Source organism: Clostridium sp., from assembly GCF_040797585.1.
Lineage (GTDB): Bacteria > Bacillota > Clostridia > Clostridiales > Clostridiaceae > Clostridium_Z.
On record NZ_JBFNEO010000071.1, the window covers coordinates 1 to 12,348 of the forward strand.

The following is a 12,348-nucleotide window of genomic DNA, read 5'->3' on the forward strand; positions in this document are numbered from 1 at the left end:
AGCAGAGGACTGAAAATCCTCGTGTCGCTGGTTCGATTCCTGCTCGAGCCACCATCACGGCGCTATAGCCAAGTGGTAAGGCACGGGTCTGCAACACCCTTATCCCCGGTTCAAATCCGGGTGGCGCCTCCATAAAATCTAGTAACTTTGTTACTAGATTTTTTTATTTGCATTATTATTTAATTAGTTTATAATTATCTTATGTTTTAATTAGCCTAGATATTAGAATGGAGTGAAAATATGAAGGTTTTAGTAACAGGGGGAGCAGGATTTATAGGTTCTAACATAGTAGATGGATTTATAGAAAATGGTCATGATGTAGTAATTTTAGATAATTTTTCACATGGGAAAATGGAGAATGTAAATTTAAAAGCTAAGGTTTATAATTTAGATATACGAGATAAAAAATTAAAAGAAGTATTTGAAACTGAGAGACCTGAGGTTGTTTGTCATCATGCAGCTCAAATAAGTGTGCCTAAGTCAGTAGATGATCCTATAGAGGATGCGGATATAAATATACTAGGGTCACTTAACTTATTAGAATGCTGCAGATTATATGGGGTAAAAAAAGTTATATATCCGGCATCAGCAGCCATATTTGGTGAGCCTAGTTATCTTCCAATAGATGAAGAACATCCTTTAGATATGATGAGTGGATATGGGGTTACAAAACATACCTTAGAACATTATTTAAAGGTATATAAGGCCTTGTACGGAATAAACTATACTATTATGAGATATGCTAATGTATATGGACCAAGACAGGATTCCACAGGTGAGGGTGGCGTTGTTGCTATATTCTGTGAAAGAATACTTGAAGATCAAGTACCTACTATATTTGGTAATGGAGAGCAAACAAGGGATTTTGTTTTTGTTAAGGATGTAGTAGAAGCTAATATAAAAGCTTTAACAGTGTTGGATAATGAAATATATAATGTTTCTACAAACTCTAAGATTTCTATAGATGATTTGTTTAATATGGTATGTAGTATATTAAATAAAGACATGAAACCTATATATGGAGAAGAGAGAGCAGGAGATATATTACATAGTTATATGAGTTATGAGAAAATAAATGAGGCATGTGGATGGAAACCACAGTATTCTTTAGAAGAAGGAATAAAAGAAACTATAAGTTATTATATAGAAAAAGGACATAAGTAAAACTTATGTCCTTATTATTTTACAACACCATGGAGAACAGAAATCTTTTTTGAATTAATATCTAATCGTACTTTAGCACCAATGGGAAGAGTAAGCTTAGGGTTATCATGACCACTCATAAAATTCCATAGAACAGGTTTATTTAACGAAAAGATATGCTGATAGAATATTTCATCTAGTTGGAATGAATCTTCCTTAGAAGGAACGCAATCTTTAAATTGACCTAATATAAAACCACGACATCTATTTAGCTTTCCACTAAGTTTTAATTGGCATAGCATCCTATCTATAATATATATATCTTCTTTTACCTCTTCTATGAATAGTATTTTATTATTTGTATCAATTTCATAAGGGGTTCCTATAGTACTACATATTAAAGAAAGATTTCCGCCTACTAATATACCTTCTGTATTACAGCTACCATATGAATATAAAGGTATATGGCTAGGATTACATATATCATAAGAGCCTACACCGTGTATTAGAGTATTAAAAAGACTTTCAAGGGTGAAATTATCTGTAAAATCAGTAGTAGCCATTGGTCCATGAAAGGTAACTAAACCAAGTTTAGAATATAATGTATTCAGAATAGGGGTTATATCACTATAACCTATAAATATTTTATTACATGATTTAAGTTTATTAAAGTTAACTAAAGGGAGCATACGCATACTGCCATAGCCACCTCTAAGACACATTATCATATCAACATCTTTATCTAAAAACATATCCATAAAGTCAGAAGCTCTATCTTCATCTCTTCCAGCTAAGTAACCATATTTATCATAAAGATGAGGAGCTTTTTTGATTTTAAATCCTAATTTTTCTAAATAAGTGAGTTTTTCGTTGATTTTATCTTTGTCCTCAGGGCTAGAAGGAGCTAGAATTCCTATAGTATCACCTAGCTTGATTCTTTTAGGTAGCATAAACTATATCCTTTCAAAATTAATAACTATATATAATAACTATATGAGGATACATTGAGAAATATTAATTATTTTCATGAATCATAAAGTTAATAAAAAAAGTAAGAAATACACTATCATAAATAAATGAAATTTGATGATTCTTAGAGATAAATAGGTTTAAGATAAGATAATGAAAGATAGATAATTAATATTAAGAAATTTAAAGGTTAAAGGACAAGATTAAGATTAGATAAATGATTAAAAGCCTAGTATAATCTCTATGGTAAGAAGAATATTTAGTTTTAGGAGGAAGTTGGTTCATGAATACCATGTATAAAGAAACAGTAGAAATAAGAAAGGCACCTAGAATAATTGGAGTATTCATTATGATGTGCCTTATGATTACAGTTTCTAATTTAATAGAGAATATTAAGGTTTTTGACTTTAAGATAGGGTTCGTAACTAATCCTTTAATTATATTATTAACAGTATCATTTATAGCTTTTGAGTTTATAAGATGTAAGATTAGATATAAATACTCAATAATAGCAAATCAACTTATAATTCATAAATTGAAAGATAGACATCAAGATATTGAAGAAAATATAAAATTACAAGATATAGTTTTTGTAGGAAAGTCAAAAGAGTTAAAAAGGAAGTTAAATATATCATCATCAAAGTATTATGTTTGTTCATTAACTAGATTTAATGAGTGCTGCTGTATATATAAAGATGGAAATTCATATAGAAAATTTTATTTTCAGCCAAGCTCAAATTTAATAACAAAATTAACTAAGATAGTAAATAAAAAAGTAGCCTCTAAGTAATATAGAGACTACTTTTTCATTAGTTCTGTTTTGGATTCATTTATTAAATCTTGTTTTTCTATAAGATCAAGAGCAGTAGTTGCTAAGGTTTTACCAACCCTCATGGCTATATCTAGAGCATAAGGTGATATAGTTGCTTCAGTAAATTCTTTAGTAGCATATTTTATGGACTGATCTTCTACTATAGATATATAAGGGTGAATACATGGAATTAGGTGACTTACGCTACCTAGGCTAAGGCCTGCATTAGTGTTTGTAGGGGAACCTATATTTATAATTCCATTTTCCTTTAAATTATGAGAAAATATTCTGGATAAAGTTGAATTTGTAATAAGTTCATCATAAGGAAGCTCATAAAATGTAGTTTTATATTCCATACTCATTAAAGAACTAATACTTTCAACTATAATTTTAAGTTTTTTATTTATTTCCTCGGCAATAGACATATTTTTTCCTCTAATATAAAATCTACTTTCACATTCGTTTGGAATAAGCAATGGAGTATATCCACCATTAGATAGCACTCCATTTATTGTCGCATCTTTATGGAATCCTTTCTCAAGGGCATTAAGCATGTTAAAGGTTAAAAGAGTAGCATCTAATGGAGTATAAGCAGAGGGATTTAGATAAGATAAGCCATCCTCTTCTTTGAAGTATTTAACATTTATAGGCAAAATAGCACTTGAAGTTCCACTTTCATTAGTTTTTATATCGGGATGAGCCATTAAAACAAGATCTATGTCTTTAAAAACACCTTGCTTACACATAGTAATTTTAGCTCCCCCTAAATATTCTCCAGGACATCCAAGAACAACAATGGTTCCTTGAACCTTATCAATAACTTTAGATAAACCTAAAGCACCACATAATGACATAGTGGTAAGAAGGTTATGACCAGTTATATGACCTTCACCAGGAATGGCATCATACTCACATATGTAACATATCTTAGGATGTCCTTCACCTAAAGTTGCCTTAAAGGCAGTATCTATGTCTAAGAAGTTCTCTTCAACACAAAATCCATGACTTTTTAGTAAATCTATTATGTATTTTGAAGATTTATGTTCTTTATAGCTTTCTTCTGGATTTAAATATAAATATTTTGCAGTATCAATTAATTCTTCCCTGCATGTAGATAAATAAGTTATTATTTCCTGCTTCATATTTAACCCTCCTTCCTGTCTCATAAAGCTAGTATATCCTATAAAATAAAATATATTTATGTTTAAAACTGTAGATTTATTTTTTCAAGATTTTAATCATAGGTGAATAAACTATAATGTACAAGGTAATAATTTAGGTTAGAGTTTTATCCAATAACTAACATATCGAATTGAACTTTTAATGTTTTTATAAGTTATGATAGTTATGCTCCTGGATAGGTTCTTTTAAGCTTTAGTTGGAGAGATTCGTGAAAATCCATCTTAAGCTAAGAATAACTTAATTATAAGGAGGAGTTTTATGAGCAGAAGTTTATGTATCTTATGTAGAAAACCTCTAACTGATGGTATAATAGTAAACGGTAGATGTATATGTAGTAAATGTGAAATTAAAATGGTTAACTTAAAATATTATAATACTGATTTTTATAATTACTATAAGGATTGTATAAAAAAACATATAGCTATAAGATATTTAAACAAAGATCCTTATAGTAAAAGTTTATCCAAATAATTGGGGGAGATATATTGAAAACACCTATAATTGATGCTATAGAAAGATACCTAGGAGAAAAAAATTCTCCATTTTCAATGCCGGGGCATAAAATGGGAAGAGGATTTTTAAAATACAAGAACTTAAATGAATTACTATTAAGAGGGGATTTAACAGAAGTTGAAGGACTTGATAACCTTCATAGCCCAGAAGGAGCCATAAAGGAATCATTAGATTTATTAAAAAATCTTTATGGAAGTAAAAAATCCTACTTTTTAGTTAATGGGAGCACCTCAGGAAATCTTATAATGATGTTTTCTGCTTTTAAAGAAGGAGACAAGATCCTAGTGGAAAGGAATTGTCATAAATCCATATTTAATGGAATAATACTTAGAAAGCTTAATCCGGTATATGTAAGATCTAAAATAAATAAGGAATTTAATGCTCCTTTAACAATAGATAAGGAGCATTTTTGTTATGAATTAAAAAATAATAAAGATATAAAAGGAATAGTTCTCACTTATCCAAGCTATTATGGAACTTCTGTTAACTTGAAGGAAATAATAGATTTATGCAAAGAGAGAAATATAAAAGTTTTAGTAGATTGCGCCCATGGAGCACATTTTGGAATAAGTGATCTGATTCCAGAGAATCCTTTAAGTCTAGGAGCGGATATGGTAGTAATGAGTGCTCATAAGACATTACCAAGTTTAACACAAACATCTTTTCTTCATATAAACAATAATTCATCTATTGAGGATACAGACTTTTATTTTTCAGCGTTTTCTAGTACTAGCCCATCTTATCCATTTATGATGTCTTTAGATTTTGCTAGAGCATATTTGAATGAGTATGGAAAGGAAGAATATGAAAGGCTTATAGAACAATGTAATTATATTAGAGAGAAAATAGATAGTTTACCTTTCTTTAAGACCTTAAGTGGTAAAAATCTTAAGGATAAGTCTATAGTAATTGATCCTAGTAGAATAGTAATAAATTTGAAAGATGGATTTAGTGGACATAGATTACTAGAATATTTAAGAAAAAATAGTATACAGTGTGAGATGAGCGATGAAAGCAATGTAATTCTAATGCCTTCTCCATTTAATACAAAGGAGGAATTAGATAGTATATATAATGTCCTTGAAAAATGTACTATAGAGGATATTAAAGGAAAAACTAAGAGTATAGAGGTGTTTAATATACCAGATTTAGTAATAAAACCAGAAGAGATATTAACTATGGAGAAGATTTCTGTGGATTATAGAGAAGTTGAAGGTAAAATCTGTGGAAAAAATATTGTACCTTATCCACCAGGAATCCCTTTAATTATTATGGGAGAAAGATTTGATAGTATAATAATAGATAAATTAAAGGAACTTATTGAAGATAATGTAACTATTTTGGGTATGGAAAATTATAAGGTATGGGTACTTAAATAACAATATGTTAAAATATCAATATACATTTTAATTGAGGTAAGGAGCGAATATAGTTGAAAAAGGGATTATTCATAACTTTCGAAGGACCAGAAGGGGCAGGAAAAACAACTATTTTACATATGGTGAGTGAGTATTTAAAGAACAAAGGAGTAAATTTTATTACTACAAGAGAACCAGGTGGTATAGATATTTCTGAGAAAATAAGGAATATAATACTAGATAATAATAACACAAATATGGACCCAAGAACTGAGGCACTATTATATGCAGCAGCTAGAAGACAGCATCTTACTGAGAGGGTTATTCCTGCTATAGATAAAGGATATATAGTCTTATGTGACAGATTTATAGATTCCTCTTTAGCCTATCAAGGATATGGACGTGGAATAGGGATAGAAGATATATATACTATAAATAATTTTGCTATAGGTGACAATATGCCTGATAAGACATTATATTTTGATATAGAATCCGAAGAGGGACTTAGAAGGATAAATAAAAATAAAAACAGAGAAGTCAATAGATTAGATCTTGAAGGGTTAGATTTCCATAGAAAAGTTAGAGAAGGGTATAAAAAAGTTATTAAAATGCATAAGGAAAGAATTATAGAAATAGATGCTTCCAAAACATTAGAAGAGGTATTTGAGCAGACCATAAAAGTAATAGATACAATAATAGAAGCTCTTTAAGAAAATAACTAGTTAATTACCTACAAATTAGTTAGTTTAAGATTCATTAAAGAATTTTCAGATAATTAAAATGTATTTAACATTATAATATGGTAAAATATATATAAAAAACAGGAGGTGTTTCCCTATGAAACTAATAATTGCAATAGTTCAAGATGATGATGCAGCAGATTTAATAGACGTGTTAACAGAAGCTAGTCATAGAGTTACTAAGTTAGCAACTACAGGAGGATTCTTAAAATCAGGTAATACGACTCTTATGATAGGAGTTGAAGAGGAAAAGGTAGATAATGTAATAAGCATCATTGAAGACACATGCAAACTTAGAGAACAGGTAGTATCCACTCCCCTTCCAACAGGAGGAGCAGGTGTATATGTTCCATTCCCAGTTGAGGTTGAAGTGGGGGGGGCCACTATATTTGTAGTTGATGTAGATAAATTTGTTAAGTTTTAATTAAAGGGAGAGAGTGTGATATTTATGAAGGTAATAGGACATAATGCAATACGAGAAAGTCTAAGAAAAGCAGTTGAGAAAAACTCACTCTCTCATGCCCATCTTATAGTAGGAGAGGATGGCATAGGAAAAAGTGTAGTTGCAAGAGAACTTGCAATAAGGATACTAGGGAAACAAGTGGATAGAGATTATGCTGATATAATGAGTTTTGCACCTGATAAAAAAAGTATAGGTGTTGATGATATAAGAAAATTTATAGAAGAAATAAATAAAAAACCCTATGAGGGAGACAAAAAAGTAATTATAATATATGAAGGGGATAAAATTACAACTCAAGGTCAGAATGCTTTTTTAAAAACCATAGAGGAGCCTCCAGGTGGGGTACACATAATTATTTTATGTGAAAATTTACAAAATATATTAGAAACTATAAGATCTAGATGCCAAGTACATAAGCTTAATAGGTTAAATAAAAATGAGCTACTAGAATATATAAGGGTAAATCATATAGAGGTTACAGATGAGCAAAAGGATATTTTATTAGCTTTTAGTAATGGAATACCTGGCAGAATAGATAGGTTTTTAAATGATAATATTTTTAACGACATAAGGAATTTTGTTGTTAAACTTTTTAATGATCTAACCTCAAAGGACATTAATATAGTGGTTAACTATGTAAAATATATAACTAGTAGTTATAAGAACCACTATAATGAAGTGTTAGATAATATATTATTTTTTTCACGGGACATTCTAATATACAAAGATATGGAAAGTGAGGAGTTTATATTAAATAAAGATAAGCTTCAAGATATAAAGATACTTTCAAATAAACTTTCCTTCAAAAAACTAAACAATATAATAAGCAATATAAATGATACTAGGGAGACTTTAAAAAAGAATGTCAATGCAGTAACTACCTTCGATGTTCTTTTACTTAACTTATTGGAGGTTTAATATAATATGATAAAAGTTGTAGGAGTACGCTTTAAAAAAGCGGGAAAAATATATTATTTTGATCCAGCAGGTACCGAAGCTAAGAAAGACAATTATGTAATTGTTGAGACAGCAAGAGGTATTGAGTTTGGAGAATGCGTAATCGGACCTAAAGAGGTTTCAGATGAAGAAATAGTTGCGCCACTTAAGAATGTATTAAGGGTGTCAACAGAAGAAGATATAGAAAAGCATAAGAATAATAAAGAAAAGGAAAAAGATGCTTTTCAAATATGCCTAAAGAAAATATCAGAGCATGAACTAGGAATGAAGCTTATAGATGTAGAATATACTTTCGACAATAATAAAGTAATATTTTACTTTACGGCAGAGGGAAGAGTTGATTTTAGAGATCTTGTAAAAGATCTTGCTACAATATTTAAAACTAGAATAGAACTTAGACAAATAGGGGTAAGAGACGAAGCAAAGATGATAGGTGGACTTGGACCATGTGGAAGACCTTTATGTTGCTCTTCTTTCCTTGGAGATTTTGCATCAGTTTCTATAAAAATGGCTAAGGAACAAAATCTTTCTTTAAACCCAACTAAGATATCAGGTATATGTGGAAGGCTTATGTGTTGTTTAAATTATGAACAAGATATATATGAAGGAATAAGAAAAATAATGCCAAAGGTTGGATCTGTGGTTAAGACAGAAAATGGGCAAGGAGAAGTTGTTTCAAATAGTATAATAAAAGAGAAACTTAAGGTAAAACTTAGAAAAAATGATGAGGAATATATCGAAGAATTCAAGATTGACGATATAACATTAGTATCAGGAAGCTATGAAGGTACTGTTAATGAAGAGGATATTAAAATTGTTGTGGAAGATTCTACAGATAAGCAACTTATAAAGGATTTATTTAAGGGTAATTAAGGGGGATACACAATGAAATCCGTACTAAAAATATGCAGCATGAATACTATAGAAGATGTAAATAAGGTAAGAAGAGCTATTTCAAGTAATGAAGGGGTTATAGCTTGTGAAATAAGTAAAGCTAAGGGTGAAGCTCAAATAATATTTGATACTTATTTTGTTACTATAGATGATATAATAGAGTCAATTGAAAACCTAGGATATACAGTTATATAGTGTATGTTTAAAAGTCAATTAATAAGTAAGTCTATGTATTTCGTTAAACATAAATAAAGGGATTCTAATGTTAAGGTGGAATTTATCTGATGGCTAGGAGCTGTAACACACCATCCTCTTAAAAGGTGGGGGATAACAGTTGCCACGCCCCCTAGATTAACTTATCTAACCTTCAGATGGTGGAAAGAACACTATCTGAAGGAAGATTCGTTCTATGAGAAATATTTCTCTCCATCTTAATATTATTTATATAATTTCTTAAGGAGGCTAGTGCTTTAAAATTTAGTCTTTTTAATTTTATTATATATATAAGATTAAGTTATCCAGTATAAGGAATATAGCGCATTAGCATTGTAGAATAATAAGTTTTATTATTTAATAATGATGACAAAAAAATAGAATTCATAATAAAAAAGCCTTTTAAAAAAAATATAAACATGATAAAATAAACGTGGACAAGTTTAAGTTTTATAAATTAGGAGGTGTTTTAGTATGGCATACACTATTAATGATGCTTGTGTTTCATGCGGAGCTTGCGCTGCAGAGTGCCCAGTAAACGCTATAAGCCAAGGAGATGCTATATTCGTTATCGATGCTAACACTTGTATCGATTGCGGAAACTGTGCAAATGTTTGCCCAGTAGGAGCTCCAGTTCAAGAGTAATAAAGCTCTTAAAAGAATCATCTATATAATTATAGATGGTTCTTTTTTTTATAAAATTATAAATATACACTATAATACTGGGTATAATAATTACCATCCAGAATATTCTAGCTGAATTTATTCTATTAAAGCAGGAGTGATATATTATGATTATAAATTCCTTTAAATTTATGGATGGATATAACCTAGGAGGTAAAAGAAGACTTTGCAAGGTTACTTTTAAAAAATATATTAGTATATATGAAATGCATAATATAATAAATGAATATATAAATATAAGCGCTATATTAGGATATAGAGAAAGTATTGAAAATATAAAAGTAGAAGAAGAGGACTATATATTTTATTTAACATACACTAACCATAATATAGCTAAAAAGCTAATAGAAGCACTAAATAGAGGTGAAAGAAAAAAGGGGATAATTAGAAAAGCTAGGGGATATAAAAAATATTCGTGGGTAGATAATATAATAAATAAATTGATTTATGAGAATATATCATTTATTGAGAAGGATGAAGATGTACTTCAAATAGGATATGGATTTAGAAGCATTGATATAAACGAATCTAACTTTAATGATAAATTTAGTGAAAGTATAGATGATTTATTTTCATATGTTAGGAATAATGATATAGGTAATATTCCTATAATAACAATTACAGGGACTAATGGGAAGACATCTACAGCAAGATTAATACATAGGCTCATACTAGATATGGGCAAATTTAGTGGAATGTCTTCAACAGGGGGTATATATATAGGGGAAGAGAAAATAAAGAGTGGAGATACCACAGGATATTTTAGTGCTCACATGGTATTAGAGAATAAAAAAGTTGAAATGGCGGTCCTTGAAACCGCAAGGGGAGGAATTATAAAGAGGGGACTTGGATATTCTAAGTCAGATATTGCAGTTATTACATCTATTTCAGAGGATCATATAGGGATGTCAGGGGTAAGAAATTTAGATGAGCTCACTGCAATTAAAGCTTTAACACTTAAGGCGTTAAAAAAAGGTGGGAAGGCAATACTTCCTTGTAATGAGTATATATATAAACATATAAAGGATAAAGAATATAATGTATGTTACTTTTCTTTAGATTTTAATGATGTGATAAAACAACATATAAAAAATAATGGAGAAGCAATATACATAAAGAATGATTTTATAACTTATTTTCATGATAAAAAAGAACATAGACTTTGTAATATAAAAAGTTTAGTTTTTTGTCATAAGGGAATATCAAAAAGTAATATAAAAAATATAATGTGTAGCATAGCTGCATTAAAGGAATATTTCCCATTAAAGAATATAATTAAAGCATTAAATCACATTAATTGTGATTTAAGAACAAATAGCGGTAGGCAAAACATACTGCCTATAAAGAATTTTAAGATCATATTAGATTATGGTCATAATAGAGAAGCTTTTGAAGAGGTATTTTTTATAGCTAAGAATTTAAATCCCAATAAAATAACAGCAATAGTTGCAGCTGCTGGAGATAGAGAAGACAAATATATTGAGGAACTGGGAACTATTGCTGCAAAATATAGTGATGAGATAATAATAAGGGAACAGAAGGATTTAAGAGGAAGAGAAAAGGGGGAAAGTGCCAATTTATTAAAGAATGGAGCAGAGAAACTTGGGTTTAATAATATAAGTATAATTTATGAAGAGGAAAATGCTATAAGTTATGCTATGGAAAAAGCCTTAGATAATGAAGTTATAATACTTTTTACTCAATGCTTAGATGTTATAATACCAGTTATAAATAATTATGTAGAAAAAGAAGGACTAGAAAGAATAGAAGATAGGTTGGATTTTTATCATTAAAAATATAAATATAATGCCTTTTAGAAAGAATCTTATTTGTAGAGCACAAAAATATATTTGTGAAAAATAATAGTAAAAGTTTTGCTTATCTCATAGGGTTATCCCATATGAGTATAGAAGAGAAATTTAGATGTTATATATCTTATTAATATATAGATTTTTATTTTTAAGTGTCTCAAATAAATAAAAGAATGTACAAAAATTATATTAGAGAAAAGTATAAGACCACTGATATTTGCCAGTGGTCTTATATTTCTAAAGGTCTTGATGCTATGCTCTCAGGAAGAATTACAGTGTTAATAGCTTTTTCATATTCTTCTATATCAATATATGGGGAAGAATGCCTTCTTCCGTTACCCATATGAAGAATAAATTTATCAACACCACTAATATTGGATGGATTAGTAAGTGTATTGTAATGCATAGGAAGAATTATCTTAGTACATATTTTTTTGCATATATTAGCAGCTGTTTCGCCATTTATAGTAAAGTTACCTCCTACAGGAATACATAATATATTAATATTAGATAAAAGTTTTATAGTTTCAGTATCAAGATTATGGCCTAGATCTCCTAAGTGAGCCAAGCGTACATTATCACAGTTAATTATAAATATAAGATTATCTCC

The 12,348-nt window shown here is 29.3% G+C and carries 14 protein-coding genes and 1 tRNA gene; 12 read left to right on the forward strand and 3 right to left on the reverse strand.

Annotated features, from left to right (window positions below; all coding sequences use genetic code 11):
- The first annotated feature begins 58 nt into the window (after window positions 1-58).
- Window positions 59-132, forward strand: a tRNA-Cys gene (locus AB2369_RS06450).
- A gap of 108 nt (window positions 133-240) precedes the next feature.
- The gene (locus AB2369_RS06455) at window positions 241-1,164 is read left to right on the forward strand and encodes an NAD-dependent epimerase/dehydratase family protein (protein ID WP_367665658.1); all 924 of its coding nucleotides are present in this window, start codon (window positions 241-243) and stop codon (window positions 1,162-1,164) included.
- A 14-nt stretch (window positions 1,165-1,178) separates the two neighbouring features.
- Here the strand turns inward: AB2369_RS06455 and AB2369_RS06460 are convergent, their stop codons facing one another.
- Complete coding sequence (locus AB2369_RS06460; RefSeq protein ID WP_367665659.1) at window positions 1,179-2,093, reverse strand: LD-carboxypeptidase; 915 nt, start codon at window positions 2,091-2,093, stop codon at window positions 1,179-1,181.
- Window positions 2,094-2,395: 302 nt separating this feature from the next.
- On the opposite strand from AB2369_RS06460, the gene AB2369_RS06465 reads away from it, so the two are divergent.
- On the forward strand, window positions 2,396-2,902 hold the full coding sequence (locus AB2369_RS06465; protein WP_367665660.1) for a hypothetical protein: 507 nt from the start codon (window positions 2,396-2,398) through the stop codon (window positions 2,900-2,902).
- A gap of 8 nt (window positions 2,903-2,910) precedes the next feature.
- On the opposite strand, the gene AB2369_RS06470 is transcribed toward AB2369_RS06465, so the two are convergent.
- Window positions 2,911-4,065: a M20 family peptidase gene (locus tag AB2369_RS06470; RefSeq protein WP_367665661.1), complete on the reverse strand. Its 1,155-nt coding sequence runs from the start codon at window positions 4,063-4,065 to the stop codon at window positions 2,911-2,913.
- Window positions 4,066-4,363: 298 nt separating this feature from the next.
- Here AB2369_RS06470 and AB2369_RS06475 point away from each other — a divergent pair, with 298 nt between their 5' ends.
- The 9 genes from AB2369_RS06475 (at window position 4,364) to AB2369_RS06515 (ending at window position 11,720) form a co-directional block, all read left to right on the forward strand.
- Entirely contained in the window at window positions 4,364-4,576 is a 213-nt protein-coding gene (locus AB2369_RS06475) for a sigma factor G inhibitor Gin (RefSeq protein ID WP_367665662.1), read from the forward strand.
- Window positions 4,577-4,587: 11 nt separating this feature from the next.
- Entirely contained in the window at window positions 4,588-5,997 is a 1,410-nt protein-coding gene (locus AB2369_RS06480; RefSeq protein WP_367665671.1) for an aminotransferase class I/II-fold pyridoxal phosphate-dependent enzyme, read from the forward strand.
- Between the two features lie 53 nt (window positions 5,998-6,050).
- Complete coding sequence (gene tmk / locus AB2369_RS06485; protein ID WP_367665663.1) at window positions 6,051-6,686, forward strand: dTMP kinase; 636 nt, start codon at window positions 6,051-6,053, stop codon at window positions 6,684-6,686.
- 127 nt (window positions 6,687-6,813) lie between these two features.
- Window positions 6,814-7,140: a cyclic-di-AMP receptor gene (locus tag AB2369_RS06490; RefSeq protein WP_367665664.1), complete on the forward strand. Its 327-nt coding sequence runs from the start codon at window positions 6,814-6,816 to the stop codon at window positions 7,138-7,140.
- Window positions 7,141-7,164: 24 nt separating this feature from the next.
- Window positions 7,165-8,097, forward strand: a complete 933-nt coding sequence (locus AB2369_RS06495; RefSeq protein ID WP_367665665.1) for a DNA polymerase III subunit delta' — start codon at window positions 7,165-7,167, stop codon at window positions 8,095-8,097.
- Between the two features lie 6 nt (window positions 8,098-8,103).
- Entirely contained in the window at window positions 8,104-9,009 is a 906-nt protein-coding gene (locus tag AB2369_RS06500) for a stage 0 sporulation family protein (RefSeq protein ID WP_367665666.1), read from the forward strand.
- Window positions 9,010-9,021: 12 nt separating this feature from the next.
- Complete coding sequence (locus tag AB2369_RS06505; protein ID WP_367665667.1) at window positions 9,022-9,225, forward strand: heavy-metal-associated domain-containing protein; 204 nt, start codon at window positions 9,022-9,024, stop codon at window positions 9,223-9,225.
- Window positions 9,226-9,717: 492 nt separating this feature from the next.
- Complete coding sequence (locus AB2369_RS06510) at window positions 9,718-9,888, forward strand: DUF362 domain-containing protein (protein WP_367665668.1); 171 nt, start codon at window positions 9,718-9,720, stop codon at window positions 9,886-9,888.
- 146 nt (window positions 9,889-10,034) lie between these two features.
- Window positions 10,035-11,720: a Mur ligase family protein gene (locus AB2369_RS06515; RefSeq protein WP_367665669.1), complete on the forward strand. Its 1,686-nt coding sequence runs from the start codon at window positions 10,035-10,037 to the stop codon at window positions 11,718-11,720.
- Window positions 11,721-11,967: 247 nt separating this feature from the next.
- On the opposite strand, the gene AB2369_RS06520 is transcribed toward AB2369_RS06515, so the two are convergent.
- A partial coding sequence (locus AB2369_RS06520; protein WP_367665670.1) for an MBL fold metallo-hydrolase occupies window positions 11,968-12,348 on the reverse strand: 381 nt, incomplete at its 5' end.